We start from the raw sequence: 16,029 nt of genomic DNA, 5'->3' as shown, positions 1-16,029 counted from the left end.
GCAAATAACGAAGCAGGCGCTACGCGTCGCGTGCCTTCAGCCACCCATCGATCGTGGCCGGTACTTCACGCTGCGCGCGACCGGACACGTAGATACCGATATGCCCGCCGCGGAAACTGGACTCGGTGTAGTCCTCAGTGCCCAAGCGTCCACGCATCGCGCGCGAAGCGTCCGGCGGCACGAGGTGATCCTGCTCGGCGTAGATGTTCAGCACCGGCAGCGTCACCTGCGACAGATCCACCGCTTCCTCGCCGATCCGCACCGTGCCCTTCATCAGGCCATTGGCCTGGTAGAACTGCTTGATGAAATCGCGGAACGCCTCGCCCGCCAGGTCCGGCGAATCGAAGATCCACTTCTCCATGCGCAGGAAGTCCTCCAGCGCCGCCTTGTCATCGAGGATGTCGAGCAGGCCGACGTACTTCTGCACGTTCAGGCGGAACGGCTTGAGCATCAGGTAGCTGGCGTTCATCAGGTCGGCCGGGATGTTGCCCAGCGTGTCGACCAGCAGGTCCACGTCCACCTGCCGCGCCCAGTGCGAGAGCATGTTGTCGGCGGTCTGGAAATCGACCGGGGTGACCATGGTGATCAACTTGCCCAGCTTCTGCTGGCGCAACGCTGCGTAGCAGAGTGCGAACACGCCGCCCTGGCAGATGCCGAGCAGGTCGACCGGGCCACCACTGCGCGCACGCAGCGCGTCGACCGCGCCGTCGATGTAGCGCAGCAGGTAGTCCTCCAGGGTCTGGAAGCGTTCGGAACGATCCGGGTAGCCCCAGTCCAGCACGTACACGTCCTGGCCCAGCGCCAGCAGCTTCTGCACCAGCGAACGGTCGGCCTGCAGGTCGACCATGTACGGCCGGTTGACCAGCGCGTAGACGATCAGCAGCGGCGTGCGCCGGGTCGGCGCCTGTTCGCCGACAAAGCGGTACAGCACCACCTTGCCGTCGCGCCAGACTTCCTCGCGCGCGGTCGCGCCATAGTCCACGTCTTCCACCTGCGGCAGCAGCTTCAGCCCTTCCATCAGCTTGCGCTGCATGGCCAGGGTTTCCTGCAGCAGGTCATCGGCATTGAAGCCCAGGGGTCCCTTCATCGGTCACGCGCCCGTGCGGAAGTGCGAGGCGCGGCCTTCTTTGCAGACGTCTTTTCTGCAGCCGCCGTCTTCGCCGGTGCCGCCTTCTTCGCGGCCTTGCGTGCGACCGGCTTCACCTTCGCTGGCGCCGGCTGTGCCACGGGATCCACCTCGGCGGTCCCGGCCAGCACCGCCACCTGCGCCTGCAGGCGACGCAGGCTGCGCTCCAGCTCGGCGATGCGGCGGTGGGCGGCGTCCATCTCGCTGCGGGTCGGCAGGCCGATGCGCTCGCTCATCTGTTCCACCTCGCGCTGCAGCCCGGCGCGCAGGCGCATCTGCGCGTTGCCCAGCAAGGCGTACACCTGCTGGAACGGTTCGGACATGGCGACCTTGGCGTAGGCCTCCTCGGCCGCATCGATCCACAGGTCGAACATCGCACGCGCACTGGTCAGCTGGCTGCCCGGCTGTTCGTGCTGGGCCAGGCGCTGCTCGAACAGCGCGAAGGCCTCGTCCAGCGCCTGCCTGATCTGATCGACGTAGGCCCGCGAATGCTGCTGGTATTCCTCCTGCGCCCGCAGCAGGGCCTGCCAGCGTGCCTGGTGCTCGCGCCCGGGGCCGAACGCCGGGCTCTGCAGCCACGGACCGGCCTGCAGTTGGAACTGCTGCAGCCACGCGGCGAATTCGGGCACGGCGGCGCCGGCATGGGTGCTGCCACGGGCACCCTGCAGCATCCACTGCAGCATGCCGTCGCCCTGCGCCTGCACCGCCTCGCGCCAGGCCTGGGCCACTTCAGCGCTGCTGGCGTCGCGGCCTGCGAAACGTGCGGCGACGTCCTGCATGGTGCCGTACCAGTTGCCCGCCTGTTCGCGGAAGCGCCGCACGGCATCGTCCGGTGCGCCCTGCGCCTGCTCGGGCAACAGCTGGCCCCACCAGTCGAACAGCCGCTGCCAACTGCCGGGATCGTCACCGGCGGGTGCGCTGGGCGTGCTCGCATGGCGCAGGGCGTCGCCCCAGGCGCCGAAGTACTGCCGGGCCAAGGTTTCGAAATCGCTGCTGCCGGCGTCGTGGGCCGAGCTGGTCATCGCAGGCCTCCGCTGGGCTGGCTCATGGCTTGGGGATGCGCAGGGTCTTGCTGATCATCAGCGACCCGGACAGCGCGAACAACAGCACCATCGGATGCAGCTGCCAAGGGCCGATCTGCCACTGGCCGAACCAGATGTGGTCGCCGATGGCATCGGTGCCGGCAGCGATGGCCAGCACGATCACCAGCACCAGGCTGGTCGGGATCGGGGTGCCCTCGAAGTACGTGACCTTGCCCTCGTCGCCACTCAACGCCTCGGCGGTGACGTTGTAGCGCGCCAGGCGGCTGACGCCGCAGCAGACGAAGTAGCTCAGCACCAGCCAGTCCCAGCCGCCCTGCATGCCGCAGGCATAGGCCAGCGCCGCCGGCGCCACGCCGAAGGAGATCACGTCGGACAGGGAATCCAGCTCGCGCCCCAGGGTCGAGCTGGACTTGCGCCAGCGCGCGATGCGGCCGTCGAGGGCGTCGAAGATGAAGGCCAACGGGATCAGCGCCATGCCGAACAGCAGGTAGCCACGCTCGCCGTCCTGCAGGAAGCGCATGGCGGCAAACACCGCACCGGTGCCGCAGAAAGCATTGGCCAGGGTGAACCAGTCGGCCAGCTGGAATTCGCGCAGCATCGAGAAGTGACGTTTCATGGGGTCTCACGGAGCATCAAGGCCCACAGGTTACCGCGAGCGCCGCCGCTGGCGACAGCGCTGACGGGGCCCACCCTTCACCGCCCCCTCACCCGCCCTCACCGGCGGTGAATTTTTCGCCACCCATCTTGACAGCCTAGGGGGGTGGCGCCTGTCGCGGCTTATCCACAAAGTTGCCCACGCGTAATCCACACCCCCTGTGGACAACCGGATCTCACCGACTGCGACCGTGGACATTTCCTCATCACCCCACAGCGGGGTTTCCCTACTTCCCAAGCCGCGAGGTCGGCGCTATGGTCACCGGCGGGCCCGCCGCCACGTCCGATTCCTGGTGACCGGCGATGATGATGCCGGATGCTTCCACCTGCTGCTGGCGCAGCGGCCCTGAAGTGGTAGAGCCGGCCGCTGGCCGGCTGCCCCTGCCCTTCCGGAATGCCGGCCAGCGGCCGGCACTACCCAGCGTGCACCCGCCGCCACCGGGCGAAACACATCACCTGCATCACCAGCATCGCCGCCAATCCCAGCGGCCACGCCCACCACAGACCCGCCAGGCCGTGCCGCGCCTGCAGCCACATCGCCAGCGGCAGCTCCACCAGCACGACCGCCATCATGCCCAGCAACGCTGGCCGCCATACCGTGCCGCTGCCGCGCATCACTCCCACCAGCACCGCGCTGACTCCCATCGCCAGCACGCCCCACACCACAGTGCGCAGCTGCGACGCAGCCAGCTCGCGCACTTCGGTCGCCGCCAGGATCAGCCCGGTCAGCCCGGGCGCCAGCATCACAACCAGCACCACCACCATGCCCAGCGTCGCCAGTCCAAGCAGCACCCCGGTGCGGGCGATGGCCGGCAGCCGTGCCGTCCGCCCAGCACCCACCGCATGCGCCGCGAGAATCGTGGCGGTGATCCCCAGCGACATCGCCGGCAGCTGCACCCAGCTCATCAGCTGGTTGACCGCACCGTAGGCGGCCGTAGCGGTGTAGCCGTAGCGGTTGATCCAGGCCAGCAACACGATTTCGGCGATGGCCAGGCTGAGCATCTGCAGCGAAGACGGCAGGCCGATGCGCAGCATCGAACGGATGAGTACGCCATCGAAACGAATCGCACGCAGCAGCTCACGGCCCGGTGCCAGCGGATGCCCTATCCGGCGCCAGCGCCACAGCAGCCAGCCCAGGGCCAGCAGGGAGGCCAACGCCGCCGATACGGCCGCACTGGCTGCCCCCTGCCGTGGCAGGCCGGCCCATCCCAGAATCAGCAGCGGCGTGCACAGCAGGCCGATCAGGGTGGCCAACAGTAGCGCCTGCAGGGGCGTCTTCGCATCGCCCACCGCGCGACTCACGGCGGTGGCCAGCCACAGCAGGAAGAACGCAGGTGCAGCCAGCAACAGCACGCGCGCGTAGACGATGGACTCGCCGAGGATCGGTGCCGGTGTGCCCAGCGCGGTCAGCAGGTGTGGCGCAACACCGCCGCCCACAGCCATCACCAGCACCGACAGCAGCAGGATCAGCGCCACCGCGCTGCCGGCCACCGCCCGCGCCTGTTGCGGCCGGTGCGCGCCCCAGGCCTGGCCGATCAGCACCATCGCGCCGGTCGCCAGGCCCATCACCAGGGCCAGCAGCAGGAAGAAGACCGGGAAGAATGCTGCCGCGGCGGCCACCGCCTGCGTCCCGAGCAGATGACCGAGGTAGATGTTGTCCAGCGTGCCTGCGGCCAGCTGCAGCGCGTTGGTCAGCAGCATCGGCAGCAGCAGGGCCAGGTAGGTGCGCCACAGAGGCGGCGCGACCGGGGGCGTGGGATGTACAGGGGCGTTCATGGGGTTCTCTGGGCAAGGCGCTGCCCTGCCCGGCGTTTCCGCCAGCAAAGCAAGCACAGGGGAGCGGGCCGTGGCCCGCGATCAGGTGGCGCCGCCGCGCGACGACGGCGCGATGGTTCAGCCGTCGGCGCTGTCGAACGCCAGGCGCAGGGCGTGGTCGCGCACATCCCTGGGCCAGGAATGCAGCACCGCTTCCAGGCCCGCGCGGTCATGCGCGAACAGCATGCGGATGGCCTCCTCGAAGCCCGGCAGGTCACCGGCGATGGTCTGCAGGAAGTGATAGGCGCGCTCGGCATCGCGACGCCGCCGGTCCTTGTCCGCACCGGCGCGGCTGGCCGCCTCCACCAGTTTTCGCAGTGCCACCGAGGCACCGCCCGGCTGCTCTGCCAGCCACGCCCAGTGGCGCGGCAACAACGTCACTTCGCGCGCTACCACGCCCAGCTTCGGGCGGCCACGGCCACGCGGGGCCGCGGGTGCGTCTTCGGCAATGACCTCGGCATCCGTCTCCACGGCGGGAAACGCTGCACTTACCCGCGACAGCAGTTCTGCATCACTGCCGCGCGTATCGAAATCACGGGTATGGCCGGTGGCGTTGTCGAACACCAGCAACGGCCCGGCCGCGTTGCTGGCGCGCAGTTGCTTGAGGGCAAGCGCAGCCACTTCCGGAGTGCCGGAAGCGACCAGGCGATGGCCGTCGAAACAACTGAAAGGAGGAAGACGGGACGCAGGCATGGCAAGGGCATCAGAGGCGATGCACAAATATTGCCCGGGTAATTTGTCGACGTCAATATTGCCCGGGTATTAATTATCCGGAAAAGCGTGCCAGCCTCGGTGCACCTCCCCGATTCGCCGGGTCACAGCCGACTGTAGGACCAACTGACCATGCGGCCGTCCTTGTACGGCATCACGCCGTGGAACGGGCGCGGGTCGGTGTCGAACACCAGCGGCAGGAAGTTGCGGTCGCCCTCCCACATCGGCAGCGTGTCCAGCTTGTCCAGGTCCACCCATTCCAGCGTGCCTTCATGGTTGCCGCCGTGCGGGGTGCCTTCGAAGGTGTCGATGACGAACACGAAGCCCAGCCAGTCTTCACCGTGCTTGCCGAAACCCGGCCAGCTGAGGGTGCCGCGCAGGCGCATGCCGGTGCAGTCGATGCCGGCTTCCTCGGCGATCTCGCGACGCATGCTGGCGGCCACGTCCTCGTCCGCTTCGATCTTGCCACCCAGCCCGTTGTACTTGCCCAGATGGTGGTCACCCGGACGGGTGTTGCGGTGGATCATCAGCACCTGGCGACGATCGGGCGACAGCACGTAGCCCAGGGTGGCGACGATCGGGGTGTACGGCATGGGGCGGCATCCAGCGGCAGGTCAGCCTTGGATTATGGCCGATCAGCGCACCAGCGACAGGCGGCGCTCGGCAGGCGCACCGGCGCCATCGGGGTCACGGCGCAGCGTGGCGACGCCATGGCCGCGCTCGGCCAGGTATTCCAGCCACTTGCCGAGGAAGGTGTTCATCCGCATGCGATGGCTGATCAACTCCGCCGGTGGCGGATACAGGCCCATGGTGTCCTGCCAGCGGCGGCCGACGTAGCAATGGGTGGTCTCGGCCTGGCGCGCATCACGGTACAGGCGGACGTAGGCCGACGGGTCCGGCTCACCGGTGACCGGGTCGGCCAGGTCGTAGGTCAGGCGCAGTTCCACCGTGTACCGGTGGCATTCGATCACGTCCAGGCGCACATCCAGGCCGTCACCGATCGAGGAGATGTAGCTGCCCGCGACCAGTCCCGCCGGCTCGAACAGGCGTACCAGATGACGGTAGTTTTCCGCGTACAGGCCCATGAGCCAGCTCAGCCGGCTCAGGCGGGGAATGCGTTCGGTACGGGGCAAGGCTCGGGCCATGGGTCGATCCTACACGTTGGTGCTTCAACGTGGGGGCGCCTCAAGCCACAGCCAACCCGTCGGTCGCTTTCATCGCGGTAGTGCCGGCCGCTGGCCGGCAGCCTCGCAGCGCGGGAGTCGCTGCCACCGCGGTAGTGCCGGCCGCTGGCCGGCAGCCCCGCAGCGCGGGGAACGATCAATACAGCTCGCGCTGCAGCCCCAGCGTGGCCAGCACCTTGCTGGAAATCTCCTCGATCGAGGTATGGGTGGTGCTCAGGGTCGGGATCCGCTCCATCTGGAACATGGTCTCGGCCGCAGCCACCTCGCGCTTGCAGGTCTCCAGGTTGGCGTAGCGCGAGTTCGGACGGCGCTCCTGGCGGATCTGCTGCAGACGGTCCGGGTCGATGGTCAGGCCGAACAGCTTGCGCCGGTAGTTGCGCAGGCGTGGCGGCAGGCGGTCGCTTTCCAGGTCCTCGTCGGTCAGCGGGTAGTTGGCTGCGCGCACCCCGTAGTGCAGGGCCAGGTAGATGCAGGTCGGCGTCTTGCCGGCGCGCGACACCGCCACCAGGATCACGTCGGCATCGTCGTAGTTCACCGCAATCCCATCGTCATGGGTCAGGGCGAAGTTCATCGCGTTGATGCGGCGATGGTAGGTATCGAAATCGACCATGCCATGGGCCTGGCCGACCCGGGCCAGGCGCGGGCTGGCCAGTTCGCGCTCCAGCGGCTCGATGAACGGCGCGAACACATCCAGCATCAAGGCTCCGCTGTCAGCCAGGATCAGGCTGAGGCTCTGGTCCACGCAGGAGTTCACCACGATCGGCCGGACCTGGTAGCGCTCCCCCGCCGCCTGGATCCGGGCACAGGCTTCACGCGCTTTTTCAGGGTCGTCGACAAACGACATCCGGTCGGTAATGAAGCTGAACCCGGAGAACTGGGTCAGCAGGCTATGCCCAATGGTTTCAGCGGTGATACCGGTTCCATCGGAAACGTAGAACACCGGACGGATGGTCGACATGCGCGCTTTTACCCCCTACGAAGCTTAAAAAGGCCGCCAGCACAAGCTTGTGCCGACGGTGCTCTGCCCGGCATCATATCGGCTTCTTCCTACGGACGCGGCCACTCAGCCCGCCTCGGGCGATGGCCAAACGGAGCATCGCGCTTGAACGAGAACATCCTGTGGTTGCACGAACTGCGTCTGGCCGATCTGGCCCGCGTAGGCGGCAAGAATTCGTCCCTGGGCGAGATGATCGGCAACCTGGCCGGTCTGGGCGTTTCGGTGCCGGGCGGTTATGCCACCACCGCTGAAGCCTTCAAGGACTTCATCGCGCACAACGACCTGTCCAAGCGCATCTTCGACAAGTTGGCCACGCTGGACGTCGAGGACGTCACTGCGCTGACCGCCGCCGGCAAGGAAATCCGCAGCTGGGTGATCGATGCACCGCTGCAGCCGCAGCTGGACCAGGACATCCGCACCGCCTACGCCAAGCTGAGCGCCGACAACGGCGGCGGCGACGTGGCCGTGGCCGTGCGTTCGTCGGCCACCGCCGAGGATCTGCCGGATGCCTCCTTCGCCGGCCAGCAGGAAACCTTCCTCAACGTCACCGGTGCCGACGACGTCGTGCACAAGGTCAAGGAAGTGTTCGCCTCGCTGTACAACGACCGTGCCATCGCCTACCGCGTGCACCACGGCTTCAAGCATGAGGACGTGTTCCTGTCCGCCGGCGTGCAGCTGATGGTGCGCTCGGGGGTCGGCTCCTCCGGCGTGCTGTTCACCCTGGATACCGAGTCAGGCTTCCGCGACGTGGTGTTCGTCACCTCCTCGTTCGGCCTGGGCGAAATGGTCGTGCAGGGCGCGGTCAACCCGGACGAATACTACGTCTACAAGCCCACCCTGCAGGCCGGCAAGCCGGCGATCCTGCGCCGCTCGCTCGGCAGCAAGGCGATCCGCATGGTGTATTCGGATGTTCCGGGTGAGCGCGTCAGGATCGAAGATACCCCGGCCGAACTGCGCAACACCTTCTCGATCAGCGACGAGGACGTGCAGGAACTGGCCAAGCAGGCGCTGGTGATCGAAAAGCACTACGGCCGCCCGATGGACATCGAGTGGGCCAAGGACGGTGTCAGCGGCAAGCTGTTCATCGTGCAGGCGCGCCCGGAAACGGTGAAGTCGCGCAGCCACGCCACCCAGATCGAGCGCTTCGCGCTGACCGAAAAGGGCGGCAACGTGCTGGCCGAGGGCCGCGCCGTCGGTGCCAAGATCGGTTCGGGCGTGGCCCGCGTGGTGAAGACGCTGGACGACATGAACCGCGTGCAGCCGGGCGACGTACTGATCGCCGACATGACCGATCCCGACTGGGAACCGGTGATGAAGCGCGCTTCGGCCATCGTCACCAACCGTGGTGGCCGCACCTGCCACGCCGCGATCATCGCGCGCGAGCTGGGCGTGCCGGCTGTGGTCGGCTCGGGCAACGCGACCAAGGTGATCGAAGATGGCCAGCTGGTCACCGTCAGCTGCGCTGAAGGCGATACCGGCTTCATCTACGAAGGCAAGCTGGGCTTCGAGCGCACCACCACCGATCTGGGCAACATGCCGCCGGCACCGTTGAAGATCATGATGAACGTGGCCAACCCGGAACGTGCCTTCGACTTCGGCCAGCTGCCGAACGCCGGCATCGGCCTGGCCCGCCTGGAAATGATCATCGCCAGCCACATCGGCATCCACCCGAACGCGCTGCTGGAATACGACCGCCAGGACGCGGCAACGAAGAAGAAGATCGACGAGAAGATCGCCGGCTACGGTGACCCGGTCAGCTTCTACGTCGACCGCCTGGCCGAAGGCATCGCCACCCTCACCGCGTCGGTTGCTCCGAACCCGGTGATCGTGCGCCTGTCGGACTTCAAGTCCAACGAGTACGCCAACCTGATCGGCGGCAGCAACTACGAGCCGCACGAAGAGAACCCGATGATCGGCTTCCGCGGCGCCAGCCGTTACGTCGACCCGAGCTTCTCGGCCGCCTTCGCGCTGGAGTGCAAGGCGGTGCTGCGCGTGCGCAACGAAATGGGCCTGGACAACCTGTGGGTCATGATTCCGTTCGTGCGCACCCTGGAAGAGGGCCGCAAGGTCGTCGAGGTGCTGGAGCAGAACGGCCTGAAGCAGGGCGAGAACGGCCTGAAGATCATCATGATGTGCGAAGTGCCGTCCAACGCACTGCTCGCCGATGAGTTCCTGGAGATCTTCGACGGCTTCTCGATCGGCTCCAACGACCTGACCCAGCTGAGCCTGGGCCTGGACCGCGACTCGTCGATCGTCGCGCACCTGTTCGACGAACGGAACCCGGCAGTGAAGAAGCTGCTGTCGATGGCGATCAAGGCTGCACGCGCCAAGGGCAAGTACGTCGGCATCTGCGGCCAGGGCCCGTCCGATCACCCGGATCTGGCCGAATGGCTCATGCAGGAAGGCATCGAGTCGGTGTCGCTGAACCCGGACACCGTGGTCGACACTTGGCTGCGCCTGGCCAAGCTGAAGGCCAACGGCTGATGCCACGAGGGGCTGACGTCGCTTTCATCGACGTCCGCCCATACTGCTGCTGCACGCAAGCCCCGCCTTTGCGGGGCTTGCTGTTTCTGGCGTCCACGCACGCCCTGCCCCACGCAGACATCGCTACGCAGCAAAGGACTTTCGCATGATCGCCGCCGCACCTCCCGCCCCCGCCGCAACGCCCTGGTTCCACTCGCTCAACTGGGAGCGCCTGCTGGAAACCTACGGTGTGCCGTTGCTGGCCGCCATCCTGGTACTGCTGGTGGGCCTGTGGGTGGCACGTCGCCTGTCCAATGCCATGCCGCGCGCCACCGCGCGCATGGGCGTGGACCCGATGCTGGGCAGCTTCCTGCGCAATGTGGTCTACGCAGCGTCGCTGGTGATCGTGGTGGTGCTCGCCATCGGCACGCTGGGCGTGCAGATCACTCCGCTGCTCGCCGTGCTCGGCACCGCTGGCCTGGCGGTCGGTCTTGCATTGAAGGATTCGCTGTCCAACATCGCCTCGGGTGTGATGCTGGTGACGCTGCGACCGTTCCGCGTGGGCGATGTGGTGACCGTGGCCGGGCAGACCGGCACGGTGCGCGAAGTGCGCATCTTCCAGACCGTGCTCACCGGTGCCGACAACCAGCACACCACCATTCCGAACACGCTGATCACTGCCGCACCGATCATCAACCTCACCGCCGAACCGACGCGCCGCGTCGAGCTGGTGATCGGCATCGGCTATGAGGACAACATCCAGCTGGCACGCGATACCGCGCTGGCGTTGATGAAGGCCGACCCGCGCGTGCTGCAGACCCCCGCACCGGACGTGGTGGTCTACGAGCTGGGCGCGCACGCCATCAACCTCGGCATCCGCTGCTACGTGAAGTCGGCCGACTGGTTTGGTACCAAGGTCACGCTGCTGGAGCAGCTGAAGCTGGGCTATGACAAGGCCGGCATCAACATCCCCTACCCGCAGCAGGACATGCATCTGTACCTGCACGGCAAGGATGGCGGCGTGGTTGAGGCCGACGCGCTGGTGCGCGACAAGCCGTGATCCGGCAGTGGAATGCCGGCCAGCGGCCGGTACTACCCCCTCGCCGCCTGACTGAAATGCCGGCCAGCGGCCGGCACTACCCCTCGCCCCCCTGACTGGAATGCCGGCCAGCGGCCGGCACTACCCACTCGCCGCCTGACTGGAATGCCGGCCAGCGGCCGGCACTACCCCCGCCGCCTGACTGAAATGCCGGCCAGGATCAGGCCGCGACGCTCTCTTCCAGCGTCGGGTAATCGGTGAAGCCGACCGCGCCACCGCCAAAGAACGTCGCGCGATCCGGCGGATTCAGCGCCGCACCGGTACGCAGTCGCTCCGGCAGATCCGGGTTGGCGATGAACGGACGGCCGAAGCCGATCAGGTCAGCCCAGCCTTCCGCCAGTGCCTGCTCGGCGCGCTCGGCGGTGTACTTGCCGGCGTAGATCAGCGTACCCGGGTAGACCATGCGCAGCGCCTGCTTGAACGCCACCGGCATCAACGGTGCATCGTCCCAATCCGCTTCGGCAATGTGCAGGTAACCCACGCCCAGCTCACCCAGCAGATGCGCGGCCGCCAGATAGGTCGCCTGCGGCGTATCGTCCACCGCGCCCTGCAGCGTGGTCAGCGGCGCCAGGCGCACGCCGACGCGGTCACCGCCGGCCACCGCGACCACCGCCTGCACGACCTCGCGCAGGAACCGCAGCCGGTTCTGCAACGCGCCGCCATAGCCGTCAGTGCGATGGTTGGCCTGCGAGTCGATGAACTGGTTGATCAGGTAGCCATTGGCACCGTGCAACTCCACGCCATCGAAGCCTGCGTCCAGCGCATTGCGCGCGGCCTGCGCGAAATCGGCGACGACGCCCGGAATCTCATCTTCGCGCAGCTCACGCGGCATCGAATGCTGGATCATTTCGCCCACCCCGGCTTCGGGACCTGCCCCGGTCGGGTCGACGAATACCTTCACGCCTTCCGCCAACAACGCCGACGACGACACCGGCGCGGCGCCACCCGGCTGCAGCGCCACGTGCGAGACCCGGCCGACATGCCACAGCTGGGCGTAGATGCGGCCACCGGCGGCGTGCACGGCGTCAGTCACCTGGCGCCAGCCCTGCACCTGTTCCGGGCTGTGGATGCCCGGGGTCCAGGCGTAGCCCTGGCCCTGCGCGCTGATCTGGGTACCCTCGCTGACAATGAGGCCGGCGCCGGCACGCTGCGCGTAGTACGTGGCCATTTCGGCAGTGGGCACGTTGCCGGCCGACGAGCGCGAGCGGGTCATCGGCGGCATCACAATGCGGTTGGGCAACGTCAGCGCGCCCAGGCGGTGGGGAGTGAACAGCATGGCGGCAATCTCTTGCAGGGGACTGCCGGCAAGGATGGGGATGGCGGCGGCCACGCAACAGGCACGCACTGGCAAAACAGTTGTTCCCTCAAGGCAAGGATGGCCGGCCGGCGGTCGGATCCCTTTGAACGGAACGGGCTCCGACCCCGAAGCCGGTTACAGCGTGGGTTCGATCAGCACGCCGCCATGCGCCACGCGGTCATAGCAGGTGCGTACCACGTCCTCGCCGTACTTGCGCTCCAGCCGGCGCACGATGAAGTGGCCGCGCGCCATGTCCTGGTAGTAGTCAGTGAACATGGTGTTCAGTGTTGCGCCGGCAGCGGCACCGACGATCGGCACCGCCTGCGCGGCGAACTTCTCGGTAACGACCACGCCAAAGCGCGCCGCCACCTTCTCCACCAGCTTCGCCAGCAGCTTGCCGGCTTCCTTCGGCGCCACGCCCAGGGTCAGGTCGCGGCCGGTCACCACGCGCCCGGCCAGCTCGGCCGAGAGATGGCGCATCACATCGGTCGTGAAGCCGCGGGCCAGGTAATAGCCCGTCTCGCTGGCGTCATCACGCGGCGAGTTGCCGCCCAGCGCGAATACCTCAAGGCACGCCTGGCGGGTGCTGAACTCGGACAGGTCAAAGCCCTCGCTGCGGGCCACGTCGGCCACCGCCCGCATCATGATCGTGGTCGATATCGGCAGTTCGATGAAAAGTGCCGCGAAGCCAAAAGCGCCTCCGACCGCGCCTGACGTCGCGGCCGCGACCTTGTGCCAGCGCGTGGATGCGCCCTTGCCAGGGGTGTTGTCCATGCTCCACAGGGCCGCCTGCGCGGACTTGGACAGCGCCGCCTGCACCGCGCCGTGGATGCGGCCCGAGACCGCCTTGGGCAGCGCCTTCACCGCGAACTCCAGTGGCGTGCCGACCAGGTTCGCCATGCGCGCGGTCAGGGTCGGCGCTTCCAGCAGCGCCACCGCCCGCTGCAGGTCGGACCAGTCGCGGGCGTCGTGGGCAATGTCGCGGGGAAGCAGGATCGGCTCGTTCATGGCGCCGATCTTAGCGCCCGGTAGTTGAACGGCTCGTCGCGGGTCACGCCAGAAGGGGCGGATCCGGCGCCTTGCCAGCCAGCGGCCGGCGCTACCCGTGGGCGTGTCACCCGGCGGCGTCGTTCAGGCAGCCGGCAACCCCGACAGCGCGCCCATGAACTGGCGGTAGTGGCGCAGTTCGGCGATCGAGTCGTGCACGTCGCTCAGCGCGGTGTGGTTGCTGTTCTTGCCGACGCCGGCAGCCACGCTCGGCGCCCAGCGCTTGGCCAGTTCCTTCACCGTGGACACGTCCAGGTTGCGGTAGTGGAAGTACTTCTCCAGCCTCGGCATCTGGCGGTGCAGGAAGCGGCGATCCTGGCAGATCGAGTTGCCGCACATCGGCGAAAGGCCGGCCGGGATCCACTGCGCCAGGAAGTTCACCGTCTGCGCTTCGGCCTGGCCCAGCGTGGTGGTGCTGTCCAGCACGCGCTGCCACAGGCCGGAACGGCGGTGCTGATTGCGGTTCCACTCGTCCATCGCTTCCAGCGTTTCCAGCGGGTGGTGGATGGCGAATTCCGGACCCTCGGCCAGCACGTTGAGCTGCGCGTCGGTGACCACGGTGGCGATCTCGATGATCGAATCGTTGTCGGTATCCAACCCGGTCATTTCCAGGTCGATCCAGATCAGCCGCTCGTTGGCCGCGCCGTTGTCCGCCATGTGTCGCCTCGGTGCTGGGCAGGCGCGCGGCCTACCGGTGAAGGAAAGGGGCGTCCATCATACCCTGTCACCCCTCAGCCCTCGCCGGCGTGGTCTTCCAGCAACAGCGGCGGCTTGCCGCGCTTGGCGCGGAAATAATTGGTCAGGCGCGTGCTCGCCTCCTTGGCCAGCACGCCGCCGTGGATCTCCACCCGGTGGTTGTGGCGCGCATCGCCCAGCAGGTCGAAGACGCTGCCGCAGGCACCGGTCTTGGGGTCGCTGGCGCCGTAGACCAGGCGGGCAACGCGTGCATGCACGATCGCCATCGCGCACATCGCGCAGGGTTCCAGGGTCACGTACAGAGTGCTGCCCAGCAGCCGATGGTTGGCCAGCCGCGTGCCACCGGCCCGCATCGCCACGATCTCGGCATGCGCGCTGGGATCGTGCGAGGCGATGTTGAGGTTCCAGCCCTCGCCCAGCAGCTGGCCATCGGCGCCCACCAGTACCGCACCGACCGGAATCTCATCGAACTCGCGTTGCGCGCGCTCGGCCAGGGCCAGCGCGTGGCGCATCCAGCGTTCATCGGCGTCGTGCACCGGCACACCCAGGGCATCGGTCATGGCGGTTCTCGCGTGTCTGCAGGGCCAGGATGGCCGCCGGGGCCGCATTGTACGCCCGCGGCCGTGCAGGCGCCGCTAGCGTGCGTCGAAGCGCTCGCGGGCGGCGTCCAGTGCCGGGAAGTTGTGCTCGGCCCAACGGTCCAGAGCGGACAGCGTGTCAACCAGGCCACGCGCGACTTCGGTCAGCCGGTACTCCACATGCAGTGGCTTTTTGCCCAGCTCACACCGCTCGACCAGGCCATTGCGCTCCAGCTGCCGCAGGGTCTGGGTCAACACCTTCTGCGAGATGCCTTCGATCTTCCGCAGCAGCGCGCCATTGCGCAGCGGCCCCTGCGACAGCGCCGGCAACAGCAGCATCACCCACTTGCCGGAGATCAGCGCCAGCGCATCACGTGCCGAGCAATCGGCGGCATAGACATCGCCCGGACAGGCCATGGTTACCTCAAGGTGCGTAATTGCCGGGGCACTCCGGCATCGCGAGGATGGTCGCACACTCCACCAACACCTCGCCCCATGCGCGCCCTGATCCTGCTTGCCCATCCCGAACCCCGCTCGTTCAACGCCTACCTGGCCGCGCAGGCCGCCGAACAGCTGCGCCATGACGCCCTGCAGGTGGACGTGGTCGACCTGTATGCGGAAGGCTTCGATCCACTGGAAGCGGCCCATCATCATTCAAGGCGCCTGCAGCCCGACCGCTTCGATGCCCAGCGCGAACAGCGTCACGGCGCCGAACAGGGCCGGCTACCCGCCGATGTGCAGCGCCATCTGCAGTTGCTGCGGGCTGCGGATCGGGTGATCCTGCAGTTCCCGCTGTGGTGGTTTTCGGCACCGGCGATCCTCAAGGGCTGGCTGGACCGCGTACTGGTCTACGGGCCGATGTACAACAGCCGCCTGCGCCACGAACACGGCGCGGTGCGCGGCAAGCGTGCCCTGCTCAGCGTCACCACCGGCGCTTCGGCGCGGGCCTGCGCGGTGGATGGCCGTGAGGGTGATACCCGCCTGTTGCTGTGGCCGTTGATGTACAGCCTGCGCTACGTCGGCTTCGATGTGATGGAACCGCATGTGGTGCACGGCGTGCGTTCCGGGCTGGCACCGGAGCGCGCGCAGGCACACGACGATGCCCTGGCTGCAGCAACCCACTACTACCGCGAACGCCTGGCGCACTGGACGCAGTGGCCCACCGTGCCCTTCAACGACAGCGCGGATTTCGAGGACGGCGTGGTGCTGCGCGCGGAGGCCACCACCTACAGTCCCTTCATCCGCCATCGCAACGCCGGATGAATCCAGGTCTGCACGCTGGATCGGGACGCGCGATACTACGTGCCCATTGAAAGCAC

Annotated in this window: 16 protein-coding genes; 3 read left to right on the top strand and 13 right to left on the bottom strand. The window is 67.4% G+C overall.

Features of this window, described 5'->3' with window-relative positions; translation table 11 throughout:
- Positions 1-19 precede the first annotated feature (19 nt).
- The 8 genes from phaC to ppsR all read right to left on the bottom strand — a co-directional run bounded on the left by phaC (position 20) and on the right by ppsR (position 7,491).
- On the bottom strand, positions 20-1,087 hold the full coding sequence (gene phaC, locus AC5P9C_RS02780) for a class III poly(R)-hydroxyalkanoic acid synthase subunit PhaC (RefSeq protein ID WP_053462691.1): 1,068 nt from the start codon (positions 1,085-1,087) through the stop codon (positions 20-22).
- Positions 1,084-2,148, bottom strand: coding sequence for a class III poly(R)-hydroxyalkanoic acid synthase subunit PhaE (phaE, locus tag AC5P9C_RS02775; protein WP_329853775.1), 1,065 nt, complete (start codon positions 2,146-2,148; stop codon positions 1,084-1,086). Before phaE ends, phaC begins: the two co-directional genes overlap by 4 nt.
- A 22-nt stretch (positions 2,149-2,170) precedes the next feature.
- Entirely contained in the window at positions 2,171-2,785 is a 615-nt protein-coding gene (locus AC5P9C_RS02770; RefSeq protein ID WP_049466577.1) for a CDP-alcohol phosphatidyltransferase family protein, read from the bottom strand.
- Between the two features lie 452 nt (positions 2,786-3,237).
- A complete protein-coding gene (locus AC5P9C_RS02765) occupies positions 3,238-4,599 on the bottom strand; it encodes an MATE family efflux transporter (RefSeq protein WP_343542190.1) in 1,362 nt (453 codons plus the stop codon).
- Between the two features lie 117 nt (positions 4,600-4,716).
- Positions 4,717-5,331, bottom strand: a complete 615-nt coding sequence (locus tag AC5P9C_RS02760) for a DUF2239 family protein (RefSeq protein ID WP_049466581.1) — start codon at positions 5,329-5,331, stop codon at positions 4,717-4,719.
- 122 nt (positions 5,332-5,453) lie between these two features.
- Complete coding sequence (locus tag AC5P9C_RS02755; protein ID WP_049466582.1) at positions 5,454-5,942, bottom strand: NUDIX hydrolase; 489 nt, start codon at positions 5,940-5,942, stop codon at positions 5,454-5,456.
- 42 nt (positions 5,943-5,984) lie between these two features.
- The gene (locus tag AC5P9C_RS02750) at positions 5,985-6,494 is read right to left on the bottom strand and encodes a DUF1249 domain-containing protein (RefSeq protein WP_033833151.1); all 510 of its coding nucleotides are present in this window, start codon (positions 6,492-6,494) and stop codon (positions 5,985-5,987) included.
- Positions 6,495-6,669: 175 nt separating this feature from the next.
- On the bottom strand, positions 6,670-7,491 hold the full coding sequence (ppsR, locus tag AC5P9C_RS02745) for a posphoenolpyruvate synthetase regulatory kinase/phosphorylase PpsR (RefSeq protein ID WP_049464808.1): 822 nt from the start codon (positions 7,489-7,491) through the stop codon (positions 6,670-6,672).
- A 144-nt stretch (positions 7,492-7,635) separates the two neighbouring features.
- On the opposite strand from ppsR, the gene ppsA reads away from it, so the two are divergent.
- Both ppsA and AC5P9C_RS02735 read left to right on the top strand, forming a co-directional pair.
- On the top strand, positions 7,636-10,014 hold the full coding sequence (gene ppsA / locus AC5P9C_RS02740; protein WP_049464810.1) for a phosphoenolpyruvate synthase: 2,379 nt from the start codon (positions 7,636-7,638) through the stop codon (positions 10,012-10,014).
- A 145-nt stretch (positions 10,015-10,159) separates the two neighbouring features.
- Positions 10,160-11,053 (top strand): mechanosensitive ion channel family protein, encoded by an 894-nt coding sequence (locus tag AC5P9C_RS02735; RefSeq protein ID WP_343543781.1) that lies wholly within the window; start codon positions 10,160-10,162, stop codon positions 11,051-11,053.
- Between the two features lie 199 nt (positions 11,054-11,252).
- On the opposite strand, the gene AC5P9C_RS02730 is transcribed toward AC5P9C_RS02735, so the two are convergent.
- The 5 genes from AC5P9C_RS02730 to AC5P9C_RS02710 all read right to left on the bottom strand — a co-directional run bounded on the left by AC5P9C_RS02730 (position 11,253) and on the right by AC5P9C_RS02710 (position 15,127).
- The gene (locus AC5P9C_RS02730) at positions 11,253-12,368 is read right to left on the bottom strand and encodes an alkene reductase (protein WP_414615032.1); all 1,116 of its coding nucleotides are present in this window, start codon (positions 12,366-12,368) and stop codon (positions 11,253-11,255) included.
- 156 nt (positions 12,369-12,524) lie between these two features.
- Positions 12,525-13,397, bottom strand: coding sequence for an EcsC family protein (locus tag AC5P9C_RS02725; protein ID WP_312580964.1), 873 nt, complete (start codon positions 13,395-13,397; stop codon positions 12,525-12,527).
- A gap of 123 nt (positions 13,398-13,520) precedes the next feature.
- The gene (gene orn / locus AC5P9C_RS02720; RefSeq protein WP_053462697.1) at positions 13,521-14,093 is read right to left on the bottom strand and encodes an oligoribonuclease; all 573 of its coding nucleotides are present in this window, start codon (positions 14,091-14,093) and stop codon (positions 13,521-13,523) included.
- A gap of 74 nt (positions 14,094-14,167) precedes the next feature.
- A complete protein-coding gene (tadA, locus tag AC5P9C_RS02715) occupies positions 14,168-14,692 on the bottom strand; it encodes a tRNA adenosine(34) deaminase TadA (RefSeq protein WP_064238779.1) in 525 nt (174 codons plus the stop codon).
- Between the two features lie 75 nt (positions 14,693-14,767).
- Positions 14,768-15,127: a winged helix-turn-helix transcriptional regulator gene (locus AC5P9C_RS02710; protein ID WP_057494659.1), complete on the bottom strand. Its 360-nt coding sequence runs from the start codon at positions 15,125-15,127 to the stop codon at positions 14,768-14,770.
- Between the two features lie 78 nt (positions 15,128-15,205).
- On the opposite strand from AC5P9C_RS02710, the gene AC5P9C_RS02705 reads away from it, so the two are divergent.
- A complete protein-coding gene (locus AC5P9C_RS02705) occupies positions 15,206-15,973 on the top strand; it encodes an NAD(P)H-dependent oxidoreductase (protein ID WP_343543156.1) in 768 nt (255 codons plus the stop codon).
- Positions 15,974-16,029: the final 56 nt, after the last annotated feature.

The organism is Stenotrophomonas sp. YJH_SMC_10, assembly GCF_059371555.1.
This window is presented reverse-complemented; position numbering and strand designations above follow the sequence as displayed.